Raw genomic sequence first — 20,280 nt, 5'->3', positions numbered from 1 at the left:
CAAAGTATGAATATGTGCCTGATTGTGCGCATCCATTGGCTATGCTTTAAGCGGGTGTGGCGAGATAGTGCGCACCTGACCTGACACTGTTAGCGCAGTGAAATGTCTTCACCACCTATGCTCAATACCTGGAGGAAATGATGGCTCAACATCGTGGAGGATCAGGCAACTTCGCGGAAGATCGCGAAAGGGCCGCGGAAGCGGGTCGAAAAGGCGGTAAAAACAGCGGCGGGAATTTCAGAAATGATCCGCAGCGTGCTGCCGAAGCAGGTGAAAAGGGGGGACGCAGCCGCGCGAAAAAATAGTGCGTCTGTGACGGTATCCCCGGCCGCCGGGTACGCCCGGCGGTTACAATGATTGCAATTTGCCCGGCTAATCAGCAAAAATGTGCGCCAGTCCTCTATTCTGGTGCGTTATGTCTGCTTCCACTTCCCGCCTCAGCCTGCGTATTACGCGTCAGGAGCTGGTACTTATTTTTATCACGATGGTCTGGGGTGGCACCTTTCTGGTGGTGCATCGCGCCATGGCGCACTCGGGGCCATTCTTTTTTGTCGGGCTGCGTTTTGCTACCGCCTCGCTGCTGCTGGCCTTTTTCTTTCGTCGCTATTTGCGTCACATTACCTGGCTGGAAATCAAAGCGGGTGCGCTGATTGGCGTGGCGATTGCCGGCGGTTACGGATTGCAAACCTGGGGTATGCAAACCATTTCCAGCAGCCAGTCGGCGTTTCTGACGGCACTTTACGTGCCGGTGGTGCCGCTGTTGCAATGGCTGTTTCTGCGCCGGCCGCCGGGCCTGATGGCGTGGCTGGGCATTTTGCTGGCGTTCACTGGTCTGGTGCTGGTGGCGGGTCCGCAGGATGGCAGCCTGACGCTGAATGCCGGTGAGATCGCCACGCTGCTCAGCACCCTCGCCATTGCCGCCGAGATCATTCTTATCAGCCGCTACGCCGGGCAGGTCGATGTGCGCCGCGTAACGCTGGTACAGCTGCTGGTGGCCTCGGCCTGCGCCTTCGTGCTGATGCTGCCCAACGGCGAATCTTTACCCACGCTATCGGCGCCGCTGCTGTTCAGCGCGCTGGGCCTAGGCGCGGCCAGCGCGCTGATTCAGGTCACCATGAACTGGGCGCAGCGCAGCGTCTCGCCGACGCGCGCCACGGTGATTTATGCCGGCGAGCCGGTGTGGGCCGGTGTGGTCGGACGCATTGCCGGCGAACGGTTACCGGCCGCGGCGCTGCTGGGCGGCGCACTGATTGTCTGCGGGGTGATTGTCAGTGAACTGCGCCTGCGGCGCAAAAAAGCGGTGCCGGAGCAGGCACCGCAGAAGCCTTAAGGCTGCGGGCGCGCCGCCGGCTGGGTCAGCGCGGCACCGCGTCGCTGCAGAATTGCGTTGAGGATGATGGCGCCGAAGGTGGCCGTGCCGATGCCGCCGAGGGTAAAGCTGCCAATCTTCAGCGCAAAATCCCCGGCACCGAGCACCAGCGTGGTGGCCACCATAATCAGATTGCTGTTCTGGCTAAAATCGACATGGTTTTGCACCCAGATACGTGCGCCGGCCACAGCGATTAAGCCAAACACAACAATTGAAGCGCCGCCAATTACCGGGCCGGGAATGGTGTGGATGAGCGCGCCGAACTTAGGCGAAAAGCCCAGCACCAGCGCAATCAGCGCCGCGGCGACAAACGCCAGCGTGGAGTAGACTTTGGTCACCGCCATCACGCCAATGTTTTCGGCATAGGTGGTGACGCCGCTGCCGCCGATGGAGCCGGACAGCATGGTTGCCAGGCCGTCGCCGACGAACGCGCGTCCCATCCACGGATCGAGATTGCGCCCGGTCATGCCCGCCACCGCTTTAATATGGCCGAGGTTCTCCGCCACCAGAATAATCGCCACCGGTGCGATCATCACGATTGCCTGCATATCAAATACCGGCGCGGTGGTGTGCGGCAGACCAAACCATGCGGCGCTGGCCACGCGGCTGAAATCTACCGGCTTGCCGAAGCCCATCACATTGGTCAGCAGGGCGTACAGCGCCCAGGCGACAATCAGTCCGACCAGAATCAGCAGCCGCTGCACCATGCCGCGGGTAAATACCGCCACCAGCCCGATGCACAGCACCGTCATCACCGCCATCCAGCTATCAAACATCGAGGCGGAGACGCTGTGCACCGCAATCGGTGCCAGGTTAAGGCCGATGGCCATCACTACCGCACCGGTTACCACCGGTGGCATCAGCCGTTCAATCCAGCCGGTACCGACTTTCATCACCACCAGGCCAATCAGCGTGTAGAGCGCGCCGCAGGCAATAACGCCGCCCAGCGCCAGCGCCAGGTTGGGATTGAGCCCCTGACCGTTGAAGCCGGTAATGGCGATCACCACGCCGACAAACGCGGCGCTCGATCCGAGATAACTCGGCACGCGACCACCGGTAATGACAAAGAACAGCAGGGTGCCGATACCGGAAACCAGAATCGCCAGGTTGGGATCCAGCCCCATCAGCAGCGGCATCAGCACCGTTGCGCCAAACATTGCTACCGCATGCTGCAGGCCCAGCACGAACGTCTGCCCAAGCGGCAGAGTTTCGTCGGGGGCAATCAGCCCGTTATCGCTCATGGCTGACTTTTTCTGCCAGCGGGGGAACCAGGAACTCGCCATCGTCTTCTCCAGGGTAGTGGTCGAACCGGGCCGCACGGTGCGGCGTTAGCGGGCGTCCTGCCGTGAAAGGGCATGGTAGCGACGGTCAAACCACATCAGACCGGGCTGGGCATCATGGCGCTCCAGCGCCATCACGTTGCAAAACAGAATGTCGTGTGTCGCCACGCTGACGACCTGCGTGATTGTGCAGTCGAACGCCATCAGCGCCCCCTGCAGCAGCGGTGCGCCGCTGCGCTGCGTGTGCCAGCGGGCGGCGGCGAAACGTTCGGTCATCGGGGTTTTGCCGCCAAACAGCGTCGACAATGACTCCTGCCCGGCGGCCAGCGTGTTCACGCACAGCACGCCATTATCGCGGAAGAGGGGCCACACCGACGCGTTGCGATTGAGGCAAACCAGCAGCGTCGGCGGCGTATCACTGACGCTGCACACCGCGGTGGCGGTAAAACCGGCGCGTCCGGCGGGACCGTCGGTGGTGATGATATTGACCGCCGCGCCCAGGCCAGACATGGCATCGCGGAAAGCCTGCTGGCTCACCTCAGACAACAGAGGCAGTTCATGTACGCTCATCATCGGCTCCGTGATTAGCTGGCGCGGCGAGCCGGCGTGGCGGTGTCCGCCAGCCAGCGCAGCAGCAGCGCATTAAAGTTGTCGGCATCGGTCACGCTCATGGCATGGCCGCCCCACGGCATCTCAATCAGGCTGCCGTTGGGCAGCGCCTGCGCCAGCTGCGGCGAGCAGCTCCACGGCACCAGCAGGTCATCCTGACTGCATATCGCCAGCACCGGCTGGGTGATTCGCGAGGCGTGCGGACGGAAATCGGCCGATTTCAGCGCGTGCAGACGCCGTAGCAGGTTCTCCATGCCCTGGAAATGCGCCACGTGATGCACATCCTCCGCGCTGATGCGTGACTGATGGCGTGCCAGCCATTCGGCCGGGTAAAGAAACAGCGGCTGCGCGCGCACAAACGCTTCCACACCAACGTTGAGCAGCAGATCCTGACGCACCTGGAAGCAGCGTTCGGTGTGGGCATCCAGCGCCAGCCAGCCGTTGATCACCACTACGCGTCCGACGCGCTGCGGATAATCAAGCGCCAGCTGCAGGCCAATCAGCCCGCCAAGCGCATGGCCCACGATGTCATACTGTTCGATGCCGTGCTCCGCCAGCGCGTCGGCCAGTTCCGCTGCCATCATCGCCATGCTGTAACCTTCCGGCAGCGTATCGGGGCTGCGACCGGTGCCGCGCTGATCGTAGGTCACCACGCGATAGTGCGGCGTCAGTGCCGCCAGCTGCGGTTGCCAGAAAGCGGCCACGCCGCCCAGCCCGGACGACAGTACCAGCGTCGGCGCGTCGGGCGCGCTTAATCCCTGAATGTCCAGATGCATTACGCCTCCTGCCGGCCAATGTGTGCCACGCTGGCGATTTCAATCAGCGCATCGGGTTTCACCAGACCGCACTGAATACAGAAGCGCGCCGGTTTGTCGCCGGGGAAATAGTCGGCATATACCTGGTTTACCGCCGCGTAGTTGCTCCAGTCGGTGATGAAAATCGAGTTGAAAGTGACGTCCTGCAGGCTGCCACCGGCGGTCTCGATCACTTTTTTGATGGTTTCCAGCACGTGGCGGGTTTGCGCCGCCGCATCCCCGACGTGCACCACGTTGTTGTCGGCATCGAACGGCAGCGTACCGGAAACGTACACCACGCCATCGGCTAAGGTGCCGGGTACAAACGGAGCGATCGGCGTCGTGGTGCCGGGAGGAATAATCACTGTTTTAGGCATGACTCAGAGTCCTTATTATTAAGCGTGCAGGTGAAACGGCGGTTATGACTTCAGCGCCTCGCAGAAGGTGTCGGTATCGCTGACCCAGCCAAAAAAGGTTTCAATGTTGAACAGCGCCGCCTGCTGAGCAAACGACGGTCCGGCCTGATGGGTGGCATCGGCCAGCACCACGCCGAAATACTCGAGGAAAAAGCCGTCGCGCAGCGTCGATTCCACGCAGACGTTGGTGGCAATGCCGGTAAACACCAGATGACGAATACCGCGGCTGCGCAGCATGCTGTCGAGCGGCGTGTTGAAAAAGCCGCTGTAGCGCGGTTTGGGCAGCACAATATCGCCGGCTTGTGGCACCAGTTCATCCACCAGCGCATAATCCCAGCCGCCTTTTGCCAGCAGCGTGCCTTGCAGCTCCGGCCGCTGACGCATGGTTTTCAGCGCGTTGGATTTATGGAAATTAGGCGAACCGGCGTCACCGGCTTCGACATACTGATTATCCCAGCCGTTCTGGAACCAGATGATCTGCATTCCCGCCGCGCGGGCGGCGGTGACCGCCTGATGAATCCGGGCGATAACCGGCTGCGTGGCGGAGACATCAAACCCGGCCAGATCGAGATAGCCGCCCTTGCTGGCGTAGGCGTTCTGCATATCCACCACAATCAGCGCGCTTTGCGCCGGTGGCAGGGCGATGGCTTCCGGGCGCGCCGGCAGAATGACAGCAGGCTGGCTGGTGCTGTGGGCACAAACGACGGTGTTCATTATGCAACCTCCTTGTGGGCGTCAATCAGCGCGCGGCGGCACGCCATCAGCGGCTGGATACGTTCACCAAAATCTTCAATGCCCTGCAGGAAATCATCAAAGGTCAGCAGCACGCCTTCGGTGCCTTCCACCAGCGCCACTTCATCCAGCATGCGTGCCACGCTGGCATAAGAACCGACCAGCGTGCCCATATTGATGTTGACGGCAGAGGTCGGATCGGCCATCTGGCGCACATTGGTGTCGCTGCCGGATTTGGTGTCCTGCTGGCTCTGCGTGGTGAGCCAGGCGAGGGCTTCCTCGTCAGCACCGGCTTTGTAGTGTTCCCATTTGGCGCGCGCGGCTTCGTCGCTTTCGGCGGCGATAATCATAAACAGCACGTAGGAACCGACGTCGCGCCCGGTTTTGTCCGCGGCATGTTTCATGCGTGCGGCAGTGGGTGCAAAGGCGGTCGGGGTATTGACGCCCTTGCCGAAGCAGAAGTTGTAATCAGCGTATTGCGCCGAAAAGGCCATGCCGGCATCACTTTGACCGGCGCAAATCACCTTCATCGGCTTCTGCGGCTGCGGACTGACGCGACAGTCGTTCATGGTGAAGAACTCACCTTTGAAGTCGCTCTGGCCAGTGCCCCACAGGTCGCGCAGCACCGTGACGTACTCCGTCAGGTAGTTGTAGCGGCTGGCAAAATATTCATCGCCCGGCCACAGCCCCATCTGCTCATACTCCGGCTTCTGCCAGCCGGTCACCAGATTGACGCCGAAGCGGCCGCCCGAGATGGAGTCGATGGTGGCGGCCATGCGCGCCACGATGGCGGGCGGCAGCGTCAGGGTGGCGGCGGTGGCGTAGATTTCAATGCGTGAGGTCACCGCGGCCAGCCCGGCCATCAGGGTGAAGGACTCCAGGTTGTGGTCCCAGAATTCGGTTTTGCCGCCGAAGCCGCGCAGCTTAATCATCGACAGGGCAAAGTCGAAGTGATAGTGCTCAGCCTTGAGCACAATCGCTTTGTTGAGCTCAAAGGTCGGCTTGTATTGCGGGGCATGCGTGGAGATCAGCCAGCCATTGTTGCCAATCGGAACGAAAACGCCAATTTTCATGTGAAACCTCTCTGCATTGAACATGGATTGCTTCACGCGCTGCGTTGCTTCCTGCACGCATCCTGCGGGCGGCGCTCGATCACAAAATTGCAAAGCCTGTGCCACAATTTTAAAAGTGATACATAACAATCAGTTAAAATTGGCGACGTAATGAATCCTGAGTGACTGGTCCAAAACAGACCATCTGGTCAAAACAAATTGCACGTTTTTCATGCGTCACCTGAGCGAAAAAGGTGCAGGGCACAGCATTAGGCAGGAAACAGGGCGTTTGTTATGATGCGATTTCGCAGGATGGAAGAGGTAACAGTGTGAAAAGCGATGAAAAAAAGCCAGGACGCCGATCGCGGGCCGTTGCGGCGAAACGGGCAGCTATTCTGGAAGCGGCATTGGCCTTCTTCTCACAGTTTGGCATTCACGGCACCAGTCTGGATAAGGTGGCTGAGCGCGCGGACGTCTCAAAAACCAACCTGCTTTACTACTATCCGTCAAAAGAAGTGCTGTATGTGGCGGTACTGAAAGAGATTCTTGATGTGTGGCTGGCGCCGCTGCGTGCGCTGCGTCATGACCAGGATCCGCTGGTGGCCATCCGCAACTATATTCGTCTCAAGCTGGAAGTGTCGCGTGACCACCCGCAGGCATCGCGCCTGTTCTGTCTGGAGATGCTGCAGGGCGCGCCGCTGCTGAAGGGCGAGCTGGCGGGGGATTTAAAAGCGCTGGTGGATGACAAAGCGGCGATTATCGAACAGTGGATCGCCGAAGGGCGTATTGCCGGCGTGCAGCCGCAGCATCTGTTCTTTCTGCTGTGGGCGACCACGCAGCACTACGCTGATTTCGCGTCCCAGGTGGAAGCCATCACCGGCCAGACGCTAAACGATGCGGAATTTTTTGCCCAGACGCTGGATAACGTTCAGCGCATGATCATTGAAGGGATCCGCGTGCGCTGATCCCCGTGGCTGACCAGGAGAGTGCATGGATTCGCTATCACAACTAACGCTGGGCGCGGCGGTGACCGTGGCCGTAATGGGCAAACGCGTGCCGCTGTGGCAGGCGGCGCTGGCGGGGGCGGTCGCGGGCACGCTGCCGGACCTCGACGTGTTTATCGACCACGGCGATGCCATCCGCAACATGACGCTGCACCGCACCGAGAGCCACGCGCTGCTGTGGCTGACGCTGGTGACGCCGTTTATTGGCTGGCTGGTGGCTGGCGCGACGCGCAGCCGGCAGCACTGGCGCGCCTGGTGCCTCGCCATCTGGCTGGCATTGATCACGCATCCGCTGCTGGACCTGACCACGGTGTACGGCACGCAGCTCGGGCTGCCGCTGACCGATTACCCGTTCGCCATCGGCAGCATGTTCATCATCGATCCGCTCTACACGCTGCCGCTGCTGATCGCCCTGATCGTCGCACTGTGGCGGCGGGATGCGTGCGGGCTGCGCTGGAATCAGGCCGGATTGCTCATCAGTACGCTGTACCTGGGCTGGAGCATGGTGGCGCAGAGTGTCGCTACCCGGCATATTGAGCACCAGCTGACGCAGCAGGCCGTGCAGCCGCAGCAACTGCTGGTGACGCCCACCGCGTTCAACACGCTGGTGTGGCGCACGGTAATTATCACGCCGCAGCGTTACGGGGAAGCCTGGTGGTCGCTGCTGTCGCCCGATCGTCCCTTACAGATCCGCTGGTACGATCGCCATCCCGCGCTTTTTGCCCCGTTTAAAGGCCAGTGGCACGCCGAACGCGTTGCGTGGTTCAGCCATGGATTTTATGCCATGCGCCAGCAGGGCAATGACACGCTGATCGTGGATTTGCGCATGGGGGAAGAGCCGGATTACACCTTTACCTTTAATCTCGGTCCCGCCGCAGCGCCGGCAGCAGCACCACAGCGGGAAGATTCGCTGCGGCCGTCGCTGGCGCAGGCGTGGCACAAATTCACAGAACGCTTATAACGAAAAAGGCCCGGATAACCGGGCCTTTTAGTTTACGTGAATCAGGCTTTACGCCGGCGTAGCAGCCAGCCCATGGTCAGCACCACAAACCACAGTGGCGTCACCATCAGCGCCTGGCGGGTATCTTCCTGCAGGGTCAGCAGCACCAGCACAAAGGCAAAGAAAGCCATGCACACCCAGCACATCAGCTTGCCGAGTGGCATTTTGAAGCGTGACGCCGCATGACGCTGCGGATGCTGTTTGCGATAGGCCAGATAGCTGCACAGGATAATGGTCCAGACAAACATAAACAGAATCGCCGAGACCGTGGTCACCATGGTGAAGACCGTCATCACATCCGGAATCAGGTAGATCAACGCCACACCCGCCAGCAGACACAGGCAGGAGAAGAACAGGCCGGTGGTTGGCACCGCGCGCGCCGAGAGGCGACCAAACGCTTTATGCGCTACGCCCTGTTCCGCCAGGCCATATAGCATGCGGCTGGTGGAGAAGATGCCGCTGTTGGCTGAGGAGGCCGCGGAGGTCAGCACCACAAAGTTAACGATGCTGGCAGCGGCCGGCAGGCCAATCAGCACAAACATTTCAACGAACGGACTGCGATCCGGCATGACCTGGTTCCACGGCGTCACCGCCATGATCACCAGCAGCGCCAGCACGTAAAACATGATGATGCGCAGCGGGATCGCGTTGATGGCACGCGGCAGAACTTTATGCGGATCTTTGGTCTCCGCCGCCGCCGTGCCCACCAGTTCAATGCCGACAAAGGCAAACACCGCAATCTGGAAGCCGGCAAAGAAACCGCTCAGCCCTTTCGGGAACATGCCGCCATGATCCCAGATGTTGCTCAGCGCCGCGTGGCTCCCGTTCGGCGAAGGGTAGTGCAGGCTGACCAGCACAATCCCGGTGATGATTAACGCCACGATGGCGACAATTTTGATAATGGCGAACCAGAACTCCATCTCGCCAAACAGTTTCACCGTGGCGATGTTCAGGGCAAGGAAAACAAACACGCACAGCAGCGCGCTCATCCAGATCGAGAAGTCCGGGAACCACAGCTGGAAATAGGCGCTGATCGCCACCACGTCGGCGATGCCGGTCACCACCCAGCAGAACCAGTAAGTCCAGCCGGTGAAATAACCGGCCCACGGACCGAGCAGATCGGCGGCAAAGTCGCTGAAGGATTTGTACTCAAGGTTGGAGAGCAGCAGCTCACCCATGGCGCGCATCACAAAGAACAGCATAAAACCGATGATCATATAGACGAAGATGATCGACGGACCCGCCAGGCTGATGGTTTTACCGGAGCCCATGAACAGACCGGTGCCAATGGCACCGCCGATAGCGATAAGCTGGATGTGACGGTTATGCAGGTTGCGCCGGAGTTTTTCCGGCTGTTCGGCCTCAATGGGCGCCGCTTTAGATTGATCAACCATAAAAATATCTTTCCTGTCTTGATGTTGTGTCAGCTCTGCTGGCTGTTGAATAACGTGCTGTTGCACAGGGCAAGAGGGCATAAGATAGAGGAAAGCCGGCCACTCTCGGTAATGGTTTTTAAACCTTTGTGCCCTTTTGCGTGCTTTACCGTGTCAGTAAATATTTACATGGCGCGCCGTGCCGTCATTTTGCGTAAATGTTCTGCAAATGAGCCGCTTGCACCACGCAGCGCTGCGCAGGGTTCTACACTTGTCATTTCGATGAACCCGGAAAAAGTGAGGCAGCGTGCGCGCTTTGCTCGCGATAGTGCTGCTGGCCCTGTGCGGCTGGTGGAGTTTACCCTGGCTGAAAACGCATCTGCCGCCACAGTGGAATCCGTTTATACCGCTCCAGGTTACCGATCCGCCGGGCTGGATGACGCGCTATAAGCTGCAGCGGCTGAGCAGCGATCCGGCCGCGTGTCTGGCGGTGATGCGCGCGGCCAGTGCGCAGGGCAGAGTCAGTTTCCGTGAGGTGCCGCCGCTGCAGGGCGATTGTCCGATTGATCAGCCGCTGCGCATCAGCCGCTTCGGTGAGGTCACGCTGAGCAGCAGTTTTCTTGCCAGCTGTCCAATGGCGGTGGCCAGCACGCTGTATGTTACGCGCAGCAATGCGGCGCTGCAGCAGGCCGGCATTAGCTCGCCGCTGCGCCGCATCGCGCACGTTGGCAGTTACGCCTGCCGCAATATTTATCACCGCCAGGAAGGACGCCGCAGTGAACACGCGACGGCGGAGGCGTGGGACATCACGGGGTTTCAGCTGGCGGACGGGCGCTGGCTACAGGTAGGCAAAAACTGGCAGCAACCGCCGCAGGCCGCTGCCGGTTTGCACGCGTTATGGCGCAACGGCTGTGCCAGCTTCGGTAATGCGCTGGGGCCGGATTACAATGCGGCGCATGCCAGCCATTTCCACCTTGGCATGCGCGGCGCAGGCTTTTGTCGCTAAACTACACCGCCGGGTTTAATCCGCGTTTGATGAGGAAATGATTTGCCGGCCAGGAGAAAATAAATCCGGTGAGCATCGCCAGCTGTAACATAAACCAGAAGGCGCTGAGCAGGGGATTGAGCTGTTGATTAAGCACATATTTTAGGGCCAGCGTCATAAAGATAAAGATTCCCGTTTGATAAATCAGCAGCGGAAAGGTTTCTGTTTTCAGCGCTAATAATAACGTACGGACAATAGAAAGTTGTTCCCGCTGGCGAATGGCCAGAAACTGAAAAAATAATCCCGCCAGTAACGAAATTATCACGCAAATAACCGCCTGTAACCACAGCGCGGGGCTAATTGCAAAATGCTTGAGCAGAGTGACTATTGGCAGGGTGATGATGTCGCCGAATATACAGGCGGCGGCAGAGAGCGAGGTGGAAATAAAAATGGTTTGCCAGCTGGCATAACCGGTTAATCCGGATGGCAGCAGCAGCGCCAGTTTTCGCTGACGTGACGGTTTACGCCCGAGATACCACCATGCCAGCCAGCCGAAAAACGGCATGTACAGCCCGGTGAGCGGCCAGATGATATTCATGACCGCCAGCGGATGCGGGTGACGCAACAGATCTTTAGCAATCATCAGGGCGGTACACACGCCCACGACCAGAAAGGGTAATGCCAGCTGGTTTAACATAGTCAGTCCCACTCAGTTTGCTGAAATCGCGCCAGCCTGCGGAGCTATGCTGGTGCCTGCCACCTTGCGCCTCTGCTAAAGCGTAGCTGGAAAAGACGGTGCCGGAAATGTCTGCCACAGGGGCACTGCAGGGAAACACTGCAGAAATAACTGGAATTAAGCCGCGCTGCGGACTTAATCAGCAGGAAGATTATGACGGGCGGTATAAAAAAGGGGAATGGCAAAGATAATAGCGATTAATGATGAGGCGAATGTTTTATCTGCGAAGTCTGGCGTTTAATCAACAGGACGATTGAAAATTCTTCAGAAAAATCTTATTCTGATTCGCACGACTTATCATCCTGATGGTGCCGCTGGCAAACGCACCATAGTTTAATTTCTCATTTGGGTAACATATTGACAACAAGGTAGTTATCACTTTTTACCCGCAATGCCGCTCTGGTTTCAATCAATATTTTTTCTCTGGTTAATTTATTTTTTACATTAATCGGCACAGATATCCTGTTATGAATAAGGCGTGAAACAGCGCCAGGGCAATAATGACCATCGATAATTATTTCGTCTGGCGAGGCGAAACTGAAAAAGAATTTCAGGCGCTTTCCGAAGTGCTGCAATTGAAATCGCTGCTGCAAAAACATGTTGAGGCCCTTGGATTTGATGCTTTTGCCTTTTTGGTACAGCATCCGGTGCCTTTTACCCGACCGCGTATTTTTCTCTTTAGCACCTATCCGCAGAGCTGGGTGAAACGCTACGAAAGTGAAAATTACTATGCGGTGGATCCGGTGTTAATGCTCTGCCAGCAGCCCGGTCGCGGCGTGGAGTGGACGCGTGATTTATTTACCGGCGCAGGCAATTTATGGGCAGAAGCCAATGCAGCAGGGCTGGTAAGTGGCTTTTCATGCTCGGCAATGGCACTAAATCGTGCCATTGGTATATTATCTATAGCATCGCAACAACCCAGCCAGACCCAGCACAGACGCGTTGAGCTGGAGGTGCAACTGCACTTCCTGGCGGAACTGAGTTTGCGTGTGCTGGACCGTCTGAATGACGGCTCAATGGTGGTGCTATCGAATGATTTTAGTCAGCGCGAGCTGGAAATATTGAAATGGACAGCGGAGGGGAAAACCTCAGCCGAAATTTCCCTTATTCTGGCTATTTCTGAACACACGGTAAATTTTCACCAAAAGAATATGCAAAAGCGTTTTAATGTTTCCAATAAAACGCAGATTGCCTGTTATGCCGCAGCCATCGGCCTGATATAGCGAAAAGGCAACTACTAATTTTAGTAGTTCCTAAGCCGCAGTCAGTTGTCTACCCTGCGCCGGAAACTCCGCCAGGCTGGCGCTTAATAAATCATTGCAAACATGGGGATGTCAGGGGCGCATGATGAAAATAATTCAAACACAGCTAAAGGATATGCCGTCCTCTTTGCTGGCCGAGTTGGGCACCTATCGTTACAGCGTCTTTGCGCGTGGCGAGGGCTGGTCAATTCCGCCGCGACTCAGCACGCCGGGACAGGAGTACGATCGCTTCGATCGTTCCGATGTCACCTGGCTGATTGCCTGGACTGCGCGTCAGGGCATTTGTGGCTGCGCACGTCTGTTACCGTGGCACGAGCCGGAAGTGCCGGAAGGCATGGTGCTGCCTTTTGATCAGCAAAAAGTGTGGGAAATGTCGCGCTATTCGGCCCGCCTTGAAGTCGATGCCGAACTGCCGCTGAACATCTTATGGCATTCGGTACAGCTGGCTGAGCTGAGCGGGATGGAGTATTTGATCAGTTCGGCCACGCCGATGCTGGAGAAAATGTTTGAGCAGCATCAGGTGGTGTACGAGCCGCTCTCGCCGGGACTGATTCAGTCAGAAGACAATCTGTTTGCCATTCGTATTCCGGTGCAGCAGCCGGCGCTGGCGGAGAAGTATCGCGGCACGCGTCGCTTCAGTCCGGAAGAAGTGCTGCCCTCGCTGGGCGTGTCGGTCAACTGGCAGTCACACAGCTAACGCCCCGCGCAGGATGCGCAGGGCACGCCGCTTACTGACGGTAGGCGGTTTTAATCTGGCGGATGGTGTTGCTGAACACTTCGGCCTGCGGTTTATCGGCCAGCGCGGACTGAACGTAGCGCTCCATGTTGATGATCACCTTACCGGCATCAGCCTGGCCCATACCTTTCAGGATCAGCGTCACCATCATTTTCAGGCAGGCGACTTCATCCGCCAGCGCCTGGGTATCGCGCGATGTTACGAAATCTTCATCACTCATCATTATCTCCTTTGTGGAATGACCTTGTGCGCACACATTCTTCCCGTGCATAAAAAACAGAGTATATCATACGCTTGATGGAAGAATTTAGGCCACATCATCGACCCGCGCGCAGACGGTTAATTAATTGCGCCGTTCGTTATTTTTTGTGCGCAAAAAACTTCCACGGAAAGATTATTTTTAGGTGCTGCCGGCGGGAAGAAGCGAAGGCGGGTTATAAATTATAACTTAATGATATTAGTCACATTTTAACAATTTTATTCCAGTATGGTATTGCATCAGCTAAAAAAAACAATCACCGCTGCCTGCTATTTGACATGGGTCATTGGTTTTGAGATTTATCTGGCGCCCCTGATGTTCTTTCCACGCGAAACCCGGTAAGATAACGCCCCTGAAATATATTTTCCCCCACTAACCTGCGGAGTACGTCCCGTTGATCAGCCTGCTTCTTGTTGATGACCATGAACTGGTACGCGCCGGTATTCGTCGCATACTGGAAGATATGAAGGGACTGGTGATTGCCGGGGAAGTGGCCTGTGGTGAGGATGCGGTAAAATGGTGCCGCACTCATCCTGTGGATGTGGTGCTGATGGACATGAACATGCCCGGTATTGGCGGACTGGAGGCGACGCGCAAAATCGTGCGCTTCAATCCGGATATCCGCATCATCATGCTGACTATCCACACCGAAAATCCCCTGCCAGCGAAAGTCATGCAGGCCGGTGCGGCAGGTTATCTCAGCAAAGGGGCGGCGCCGCAGGAAGTGGTCAGCGCCATTCGCTCGGTGCACGCCGGTCAGCGTTACATCGCCTCTGATATCGCTCAGCAGATGGCGCTGAGCCAGATTGAGCCGCAGCGCGCCGAATCACCGTTCAGCTGTTTGTCGGAAAGGGAATTGCAGATTATGCTGATGATTACCCGAGGGCAAAAGGTGACGGAGATTTCCGAGCAGCTTAACCTGAGCCCGAAAACCGTTAATAGCTATCGCTATCGCATGTTCAGCAAGTTGAACATCAGTGGTGACGTAGAGTTAACGCATCTGGCCATACGCCATGGCCTGTTCAATGCGGAGCCGTTAATCAGTAGTGAGTGACGTTTTCAATCCTAAAGCCTTTCTCAGCACCGTGACCAGTCAGCCCGGCGTCTACCGCATGTATGACGCGACAGGCACGGTGATCTATGTTGGTAAAGCCAAAGACCTTAAAAAACGCCTGAGCAGCTATTTCCGCACGCAGGTGGGGAGCCGCAAGACCGAAGTGCTGGTCAGCAACATCCATAATATTGATGTCACGGTCACCCATACGGAGACCGAAGCGCTGCTGCTGGAGCACAACTACATCAAGTTGTATCAGCCGCGCTACAACGTGCTGCTGCGCGATGATAAGTCGTACCCCTATATTTTCCTTAGCGGCGATCCGCATCCGCGCCTGGCGATGCACCGCGGTGCCAAACACGCCAAAGGCGAATACTTTGGTCCGTTTCCCAACGGCTATGCGGTGCGTGAAACCCTGGCGCTGCTGCAAAAGGTGTTTCCGATTCGCCAGTGCGAGAACAGCGTCTACCGCAACCGCTCGCGTCCGTGCCTGCAGTATCAGATTGGCCGTTGCCTCGGCCCCTGCGTCGCCGGCCTGGTGAGCGAAGAGGAATATGCGCAGCAAACCGACTATGTGCGGCTGTTTCTGGCCGGTAAAGACGATCAGGTAATTAATCAGCTGGTGCAGCGTATGGAACAGGCCAGCGTGGGCCTGCGCTTCGAAGAGGCGGCGCGCCTGCGGGACCAGATTCAGGCGGTGCGGCGGATTACAGAGAAACAGTTCGTCTCCAATCAGGGCGATGATCTCGACGTGATGGGCGTGGCCTATGACGCCGGCATGGCCTGTCTGCACGTGCTGTTTATCCGGCAGGGCAAAGTGCTGGGCAGCCGCAGCTATTTCCCGAAAGTGCCGGCGGACACGGAACTTACCGAAGTAGTGCAGACGTTTGTCGGGCAGTTCTATCTGCAGGGCAGCGAAGCGCGTACCTTACCGGCGGACATCCTGCTGGACTTCAATCTTCCTGAGCGGGAGCTGCTGGCGGCGTCGCTGAGCGAACTGGCCGGGCGTAAGGTCAGCATTCAGAGCAAACCGCGCGGCGATCGCGCGCGCTACCTGAAGCTGGCACGCACCAATGCCGCCACGGCGCTGACGACGCGGCTGGCGCAGCACTCGACCATCCAGCAGCGTCTGGCGGCGCTGGCGGCGTTCCTCAAACTGGAGCAGATTAACCGCATGGAGTGTTTCGACATCAGCCACACTATGGGCGAACAGACCATCGCGTCCTGCGTGGTGTTCAACCGTGACGGCCCGCTGCGCGCTGACTATCGCCGCTACAACATTGAAGGAATTACCCCAGGTGATGACTATGCGGCGATGAATCAGGTGCTGCGCCGTCGTTACGGCAAGGCGCTGGAACCGGAAAAGATCCCGGATGTGATCCTGATCGATGGCGGTAAAGGGCAGCTGGCACAGGCGCAGCAGGTGTTTGCGGAACTGGATGTGCCATGGGATAAAAACCGGCCGATTCTGCTCGGCGTGGCAAAAGGCAGCGACCGTAAAGCCGGCCTGGAAACGCTGTTCTTTGCGGCGGAAGGCGAGGGCGTTTCGCTGCCGCCGGACTCGCCGGCGCTGCATGTTATCCAGCACATTCGTGACGACGCTCACAATCATGCAATTTCGGGCCACCGGAAAAAACGCGCTAAAGTGAAGAACACCAGCGCGCTTGAGAGCATTGAAGGCGTCGGACCCAAACGGCGTCAGCAGCTGCTGAAGTACATGGGCGGCCTGCAACCGCTGATGAATGCCAGCGTCGATGAGATCGCTAAAGTACCGGGTATCTCCTTCGCCCTGGCGGAAAAAATCTACTACTCGCTGAAACACTAACATTGAAACAGGGTGGGCAATGTAGGAACATACGTTAAATCCTACTCACACCAGACAGTTACTGGCATATGCAATTTAACATTCCGACGTGTCTTACCCTGTTTCGAGTTGTTCTGATCCCGTTCTTCGTGCTGGCGTTCTATCTGCCATTTCACTGGGCTCCCTTCGCGACGGCGCTGCTGTTTGTCATTGCTGCGGTCACTGACTGGTTTGATGGCTTCCTCGCGCGTCGCTGGAAGCAGACAACGCGTTTTGGTGCCTTTCTCGATCCGGTCGCTGACAAAGTGATGGTGGCGATGGCGCTGGTGCTGGTCGCCGAGTATTTCCACGCCTGGTGGATCACGCTGCCGGCCGCCACCATGATCGCGCGTGAAATCATCATCTCGGCCTTACGTGAGTGGATGGCGGAGATTGGCAAGCGCAGCAGCGTGGCGGTATCGTGGATTGGCAAAGTGAAGACCACGGCGCAGATGCTGTCGCTGGTGGCGCTGCTGTGGCGTCCGGACGCGACCGTAGTAGGCGTTGGCGTGGTGGCGTTGTACATAGCAGCGGTGCTGACTTTCTGGTCAATGTTCCAGTATTTAAGCGCAGCACGCGGCGATTTGCTCGATAGCTGATCGATGCGATTTAAAAAGCAGCAAACGGACGCAGTGTGTGGATAATTCTATTGACTCGTTGCGTCAGATAAGTAGAATGCATCGCATCGAACGGCAGCAAGGCTGCAAGAAGCTGAATAAAATCAGCAAGTTCGGTGAAGCATAAGCAAATGCGGGAATAGCTCAGTTGGTAGAGCACGACCTTGCCAAGGTCGGGGTCGCGAGTTCGAGTCTCGTTTCCCGCTCCAGATATTGCAATACGTCGCAGACGGCTTGCACCTCAGATTAAAAGGCGCGTTGGCAGAGTGGCCATGCAGCGGATTGCAAATCCGTCCACCTCGGTTCGACTCCGGGACGCGCCTCCAGTTTACACCCTGCCCGGGTGGTGAAATCGGTAGACACAAGGGATTTAAAATCCCTCGGCTTATGGTCGTGCGGGTTCAAGTCCCGCCCCGGGCACCATATTTAATACCGAATAAAATCAAAGCAATAAGTAGCAATGTCGTGACCGCCCAAGGGCGGTTTTTTTGTGCCTGAAAAATAAAAACGGGACATAACTTCTGTCCCGCTAATCTCAATCCTGTGGCTGCCCGACCGGGCCTTCGCCTTCACTGGCGCCAGGTACTGATTGCTTGCTGGGCGCATGTGGACGTCCGTCACTGCCCACCGCATCGCTGTGTTGCATACAGCCGGCCAGGGTAACCAATGTCATTGCCGCTAAGGCTGCCTTCATCAAACCACTCATCCTGCTCTCCTCCTGTTACGAACCGCGTAATCGTTAACGCACTGAGAAATAAGCAAAGCCACGAATCCGCCTTTACGCAAGCGAAGCGCTTACAGTTTTCTTCTTTACTCTTAGCGGTCCTCCGCCAGCGTTTCAACGCGACGTCGGTATTCTCCCGGTGTGCAGCCAAACTCACGGACAAACGCTTTGTGAAAGGATGATTCGCTGGCGTAGCCGACGGCCAGAGCGATGTTGATTAACGGGGCTGTTTCGCGCGCCAGTCGCTGAGCGGCCAGCTGCAGACGAAGGGCGGTGAGCACGGCCAGCGGCGTGGTAGCGCTGAGCTGGCGGAACAGCAGCGCGAAGGAGGCGCGGGACATAAACACTTGCTGAGCCATGGCTTCTACCGTCCACGGCCTTTCCGGCGCGGCGCACAGTTGGGTGATTAAAGGGCCAAGACGTGGATGCAGAGCCACGGAGAGTAAGCCAGGGTGCGCTGCGTGAGTTGAGAGCCCATGACGCACCGCCAGTGTGAACAGGCTGCCAATCTGCTGGCTGCGAAGTGCGGCATCACCAGCAGCTGGCAGTGCATCAGCACTCTGGGTGATGAACGGCAGCACCGCAGCCAGCCAGCGCCCATCGCTGCTTGTGGGTTCGGGGGCCAGCATTAGCACTTCGGGCAGGGCGGTGAGGAAAGCATGCGCCGACGCGGGCAGTTCCAGCAGGCCGCATACCAGTTGGGTTGGCTGAATATGGCGCTGATAAATACGATGCGCGGCGTTTTGCGGCAGAAATATGACGCTGCCAGCGGTGAGTTCGACACCCGCAGTGACGGGCATATCCAGCATGACCGGGCCGCCTGTGACCGTATGCCAGCGCACTGCGCACAGGTGCCCGGCGCTGTGCGGCAGTTGCCACTCACCGCTCAGCACGCAGTTCTTATCTATGCTGCCCTGCGGGTTATGCAGCAGCAGCAGTTGACTCAATGGATCCATTTGTTTTTTCCCTTTTCCCTGAACTGCCCGCTTGATTCAGACGCAAAGACAAAAATACCAGCGTTGCGGCGAAATACGGCACGGCAGCAAACCGTAAGCTTTGGGTGATGACTACTTTTGACGCTCATGGAGAACATCATGAACCATTATCAGGCAGCAATCATCGGATTTGGTAAAGCAGGTAAAACGCTGGCGGCGGCTCTGGGTCGCGCCGGCTGGCGCGTCGCGATCATCGATAAATCCCGCGCAATGTATGGTGGCACCTGCATTAATGTTGGCTGTATCCCAACGAAAGCACTGGTACACGATGTGCAACATCATGCCAGTTTCAGCGATGCCATGCAGCGCAAAGCGGCAGTAGTAGAATTATTGCGTGAGAAGAATTACCTCAACCTGGCCGCCATTGCGCAGGTCGATATCATTGATGGTGAGGCGGAATTTGTGGATGCCCACACGCTGAAAATCACCTCCTCACAGCAGGTCAGCCAGATTCATGCTGAGCGAATTTTTATCAATAGCGGTGCTGAAGCGGTGTTTCCTGTGCTGGAAGGCTTAGTTCCCGGACCGCGCGTGGTTGACAGCAGCGGTATCCTGAATTTAACGCAACTGCCGCAGCGGCTGGGGATCCTCGGCGGCGGTTATATTGGCGTTGAGTTTGCTTCCATGTTTGCCGGTTTTGGTAGCGAAGTGACGTTGTTTGAAAGTGCACCGCAATTTCTGGCGCGGGAAGATGATGATATCAGTGCGTCGATAGCCAGGATCCTGCAGGAGCAGGGCGTTAAGCTCGAGCTCAACACTGCATTACAGCGTGTAACCAGCGGTCGCGACAGCGTGACGCTGCATACCGCACAGGGCGATCGTGAAGTCGATGTGCTGCTGGTCGCCACGGGCCGTCGCCCGGCGACGAAGGCACTGAAACTGGAAAACGCGGGGGTGGTGATCGATGCGCGCGGCGCGGTGCGCGTCGATAAACAGCTTAAAACCTCTGTGGATCATATCTGGGCGCTGGGTGATGTTACCGGCGGACCACAGTTTACCTATATTTCGCTTGATGATTTCCGCATCGTTTACGATCAGTTGCTGGGTAAGGGCACGCGCACCACCGAAGATCGCGTTAACATCCCGTATTCCGTGTTTATGACGCCTGTGTTATCACGGATTGGTTTGACTGAAGCGCAGGCGCGCGCGCAGGGGCGGGATATTCAGGTGGTGACACTGCCGGTCGCCGCGATTCCGCGTGCGCGCGTTGTTGACGACACCCGTGGCATGCTGAAAGCCGTGGTTGATAATGGCAGCCAGCAGATTCTCGGCGTGGCGCTGCTGGCAGCGGACTCGCATGAAGTCATTAACATTGTAAAAACGGTGATGGATGCCGGGCTGCCGTATAGCGTGCTGCGTGACCAGATTTTTACCCACCCAACCATGAGCGAATCGCTCAATGATCTGTTTGCCCTGGTGAAATAATGCCGAACAGGACGC

General features: G+C 57.5%; 22 protein-coding genes and 3 tRNA genes. 14 read left to right on the top strand and 11 right to left on the bottom strand.

Going from position 1 to position 20,280, the window contains the following annotated elements:
* The first annotated feature begins 140 nt into the window (after positions 1-140).
* Positions 141-305 (top strand): general stress protein, encoded by a 165-nt coding sequence (locus OXR61_RS03835; protein ID WP_010616548.1) that lies wholly within the window; start codon positions 141-143, stop codon positions 303-305.
* Positions 306-415: 110 nt separating this feature from the next.
* Complete coding sequence (locus OXR61_RS03830) at positions 416-1,330, top strand: DMT family transporter (RefSeq protein ID WP_021508290.1); 915 nt, start codon at positions 416-418, stop codon at positions 1,328-1,330.
* Here the strand turns inward: OXR61_RS03830 and rutG are convergent.
* Genes rutG through rutA form a run of 6 tightly spaced genes read right to left on the bottom strand, consistent with a single transcriptional unit; the run spans position 1,327 to position 6,273 of the window.
* On the bottom strand, positions 1,327-2,652 hold the full coding sequence (gene rutG, locus OXR61_RS03825; protein ID WP_021508289.1) for a pyrimidine utilization transport protein G: 1,326 nt from the start codon (positions 2,650-2,652) through the stop codon (positions 1,327-1,329). The two genes, OXR61_RS03830 and rutG, sit on opposite strands and share 4 nt — an antisense overlap.
* A 45-nt stretch (positions 2,653-2,697) precedes the next feature.
* Positions 2,698-3,195, bottom strand: a complete 498-nt coding sequence (gene rutF / locus OXR61_RS03820) for an NADH-dependent FMN reductase RutF (protein ID WP_031279845.1) — start codon at positions 3,193-3,195, stop codon at positions 2,698-2,700.
* Between the two features lie 38 nt (positions 3,196-3,233).
* Complete coding sequence (rutD, locus tag OXR61_RS03815) at positions 3,234-4,034, bottom strand: pyrimidine utilization protein D (RefSeq protein WP_021508287.1); 801 nt, start codon at positions 4,032-4,034, stop codon at positions 3,234-3,236.
* Positions 4,034-4,429, bottom strand: coding sequence for a pyrimidine utilization protein C (gene rutC / locus OXR61_RS03810; protein WP_021508286.1), 396 nt, complete (start codon positions 4,427-4,429; stop codon positions 4,034-4,036). Before rutC ends, rutD begins: the two co-directional genes overlap by 1 nt.
* Before the next feature lie 42 nt (positions 4,430-4,471).
* Positions 4,472-5,182, bottom strand: coding sequence for a pyrimidine utilization protein B (gene rutB / locus OXR61_RS03805; RefSeq protein WP_021508285.1), 711 nt, complete (start codon positions 5,180-5,182; stop codon positions 4,472-4,474).
* A complete protein-coding gene (gene rutA / locus OXR61_RS03800; RefSeq protein WP_021508284.1) occupies positions 5,182-6,273 on the bottom strand; it encodes a pyrimidine utilization protein A in 1,092 nt (363 codons plus the stop codon). Before rutA ends, rutB begins: the two co-directional genes overlap by 1 nt.
* Before the next feature lie 308 nt (positions 6,274-6,581).
* On the opposite strand from rutA, the gene rutR reads away from it, so the two are divergent.
* Both rutR and OXR61_RS03790 read left to right on the top strand, forming a co-directional pair.
* Positions 6,582-7,217, top strand: a complete 636-nt coding sequence (rutR, locus tag OXR61_RS03795) for an HTH-type transcriptional regulator RutR (protein WP_031279844.1) — start codon at positions 6,582-6,584, stop codon at positions 7,215-7,217.
* A gap of 25 nt (positions 7,218-7,242) precedes the next feature.
* A complete protein-coding gene (locus tag OXR61_RS03790; RefSeq protein WP_021508282.1) occupies positions 7,243-8,217 on the top strand; it encodes a metal-dependent hydrolase in 975 nt (324 codons plus the stop codon).
* Between the two features lie 41 nt (positions 8,218-8,258).
* Here the strand turns inward: OXR61_RS03790 and cycA are convergent, their stop codons facing one another.
* Positions 8,259-9,650, bottom strand: a complete 1,392-nt coding sequence (gene cycA / locus OXR61_RS03785) for a D-serine/D-alanine/glycine transporter (RefSeq protein WP_021508281.1) — start codon at positions 9,648-9,650, stop codon at positions 8,259-8,261.
* A 286-nt stretch (positions 9,651-9,936) separates the two neighbouring features.
* Here cycA and OXR61_RS03780 point away from each other — a divergent pair, with 286 nt between their 5' ends.
* Entirely contained in the window at positions 9,937-10,635 is a 699-nt protein-coding gene (locus tag OXR61_RS03780; protein ID WP_031279843.1) for an extensin family protein, read from the top strand.
* A 1-nt stretch (position 10,636) separates the two neighbouring features.
* Here the strand turns inward: OXR61_RS03780 and OXR61_RS03775 are convergent, their stop codons facing one another.
* Positions 10,637-11,311, bottom strand: coding sequence for a DUF4396 domain-containing protein (locus OXR61_RS03775; RefSeq protein ID WP_021508279.1), 675 nt, complete (start codon positions 11,309-11,311; stop codon positions 10,637-10,639).
* A gap of 539 nt (positions 11,312-11,850) precedes the next feature.
* On the opposite strand from OXR61_RS03775, the gene sdiA reads away from it, so the two are divergent.
* On the top strand, positions 11,851-12,573 hold the full coding sequence (gene sdiA, locus OXR61_RS03770) for a transcriptional regulator SdiA (RefSeq protein ID WP_021508278.1): 723 nt from the start codon (positions 11,851-11,853) through the stop codon (positions 12,571-12,573).
* Between the two features lie 124 nt (positions 12,574-12,697).
* A complete protein-coding gene (locus OXR61_RS03765) occupies positions 12,698-13,309 on the top strand; it encodes an acyl-homoserine-lactone synthase (RefSeq protein WP_031279842.1) in 612 nt (203 codons plus the stop codon).
* 31 nt (positions 13,310-13,340) lie between these two features.
* Here the strand turns inward: OXR61_RS03765 and OXR61_RS03760 are convergent, their stop codons facing one another.
* Entirely contained in the window at positions 13,341-13,568 is a 228-nt protein-coding gene (locus OXR61_RS03760; RefSeq protein ID WP_010616664.1) for a DUF2594 family protein, read from the bottom strand.
* A 433-nt stretch (positions 13,569-14,001) separates the two neighbouring features.
* On the opposite strand from OXR61_RS03760, the gene uvrY reads away from it, so the two are divergent.
* From uvrY to OXR61_RS03730, 6 genes are all read left to right on the top strand, one after another.
* Complete coding sequence (gene uvrY, locus OXR61_RS03755; protein WP_021508277.1) at positions 14,002-14,661, top strand: UvrY/SirA/GacA family response regulator transcription factor; 660 nt, start codon at positions 14,002-14,004, stop codon at positions 14,659-14,661.
* The gene (gene uvrC, locus OXR61_RS03750) at positions 14,654-16,486 is read left to right on the top strand and encodes an excinuclease ABC subunit UvrC (protein WP_021508276.1); all 1,833 of its coding nucleotides are present in this window, start codon (positions 14,654-14,656) and stop codon (positions 16,484-16,486) included. Before uvrY ends, uvrC begins: the two co-directional genes overlap by 8 nt.
* Before the next feature lie 68 nt (positions 16,487-16,554).
* Positions 16,555-17,103 carry a CDP-diacylglycerol--glycerol-3-phosphate 3-phosphatidyltransferase gene (pgsA, locus tag OXR61_RS03745; protein WP_021508275.1) on the top strand — a complete coding sequence of 183 codons (549 nt, stop codon included), beginning with the start codon at positions 16,555-16,557 and terminating at the stop codon, positions 17,101-17,103.
* Positions 17,104-17,254: 151 nt separating this feature from the next.
* Positions 17,255-17,330: transfer RNA gene (locus tag OXR61_RS03740), tRNA-Gly, on the top strand.
* A gap of 43 nt (positions 17,331-17,373) precedes the next feature.
* Positions 17,374-17,447 (top strand) — tRNA-Cys (locus OXR61_RS03735).
* 11 nt (positions 17,448-17,458) lie between these two features.
* Positions 17,459-17,544 (top strand) — tRNA-Leu (locus OXR61_RS03730).
* Between the two features lie 112 nt (positions 17,545-17,656).
* Here the strand turns inward: OXR61_RS03730 and OXR61_RS03725 are convergent.
* Entirely contained in the window at positions 17,657-17,827 is a 171-nt protein-coding gene (locus OXR61_RS03725; protein ID WP_058759704.1) for a hypothetical protein, read from the bottom strand.
* Between the two features lie 110 nt (positions 17,828-17,937).
* On the bottom strand, positions 17,938-18,801 hold the full coding sequence (locus tag OXR61_RS03720; RefSeq protein ID WP_021508274.1) for a helix-turn-helix domain-containing protein: 864 nt from the start codon (positions 18,799-18,801) through the stop codon (positions 17,938-17,940).
* Positions 18,802-18,939: 138 nt separating this feature from the next.
* On the opposite strand from OXR61_RS03720, the gene rclA reads away from it, so the two are divergent.
* Positions 18,940-20,265, top strand: a complete 1,326-nt coding sequence (gene rclA / locus OXR61_RS03715; protein ID WP_021508273.1) for a reactive chlorine resistance oxidoreductase RclA — start codon at positions 18,940-18,942, stop codon at positions 20,263-20,265.
* Positions 20,266-20,280: the final 15 nt, after the last annotated feature.

The sequence above is a fragment of the Pantoea sp. GM_Pan_4 genome, from assembly GCF_026541005.1.
GTDB classification, from domain to species: Bacteria; Pseudomonadota; Gammaproteobacteria; order Enterobacterales; family Enterobacteriaceae; genus Pantoea; species Pantoea dispersa.
Note: the sequence above shows the minus strand (reverse complement) of the source record. Positions and strands in the feature narration are given on the sequence as shown.

Coding starts and splice junctions, on each gene's coding strand:
- OXR61_RS03835 (WP_010616548.1), top strand. CDS start 141: ATGGCTCAACATCGTGGAGGATCAGGCAACTTCGCGGAAGATCGCGAA.
- OXR61_RS03830 (WP_021508290.1), top strand. CDS start 416: ATGTCTGCTTCCACTTCCCGCCTCAGCCTGCGTATTACGCGTCAGGAG.
- rutG (WP_021508289.1), bottom strand. CDS start 2,652: ATGGCGAGTTCCTGGTTCCCCCGCTGGCAGAAAAAGTCAGCCATGAGC.
- rutD (WP_021508287.1), bottom strand. CDS start 4,034: ATGCATCTGGACATTCAGGGATTAAGCGCGCCCGACGCGCCGACGCTG.
- rutC (WP_021508286.1), bottom strand. CDS start 4,429: ATGCCTAAAACAGTGATTATTCCTCCCGGCACCACGACGCCGATCGCT.
- rutB (WP_021508285.1), bottom strand. CDS start 5,182: ATGAACACCGTCGTTTGTGCCCACAGCACCAGCCAGCCTGCTGTCATT.
- rutA (WP_021508284.1), bottom strand. CDS start 6,273: ATGAAAATTGGCGTTTTCGTTCCGATTGGCAACAATGGCTGGCTGATC.
- OXR61_RS03790 (WP_021508282.1), top strand. CDS start 7,243: ATGGATTCGCTATCACAACTAACGCTGGGCGCGGCGGTGACCGTGGCC.
- cycA (WP_021508281.1), bottom strand. CDS start 9,650: ATGGTTGATCAATCTAAAGCGGCGCCCATTGAGGCCGAACAGCCGGAA.
- OXR61_RS03775 (WP_021508279.1), bottom strand. CDS start 11,311: ATGTTAAACCAGCTGGCATTACCCTTTCTGGTCGTGGGCGTGTGTACC.
- sdiA (WP_021508278.1), top strand. CDS start 11,851: ATGACCATCGATAATTATTTCGTCTGGCGAGGCGAAACTGAAAAAGAA.
- OXR61_RS03765 (WP_031279842.1), top strand. CDS start 12,698: ATGAAAATAATTCAAACACAGCTAAAGGATATGCCGTCCTCTTTGCTG.
- OXR61_RS03760 (WP_010616664.1), bottom strand. CDS start 13,568: ATGAGTGATGAAGATTTCGTAACATCGCGCGATACCCAGGCGCTGGCG.
- pgsA (WP_021508275.1), top strand. CDS start 16,555: ATGCAATTTAACATTCCGACGTGTCTTACCCTGTTTCGAGTTGTTCTG.
- OXR61_RS03725 (WP_058759704.1), bottom strand. CDS start 17,827: ATGAGTGGTTTGATGAAGGCAGCCTTAGCGGCAATGACATTGGTTACC.
- OXR61_RS03720 (WP_021508274.1), bottom strand. CDS start 18,801: ATGGATCCATTGAGTCAACTGCTGCTGCTGCATAACCCGCAGGGCAGC.
- rclA (WP_021508273.1), top strand. CDS start 18,940: ATGAACCATTATCAGGCAGCAATCATCGGATTTGGTAAAGCAGGTAAA.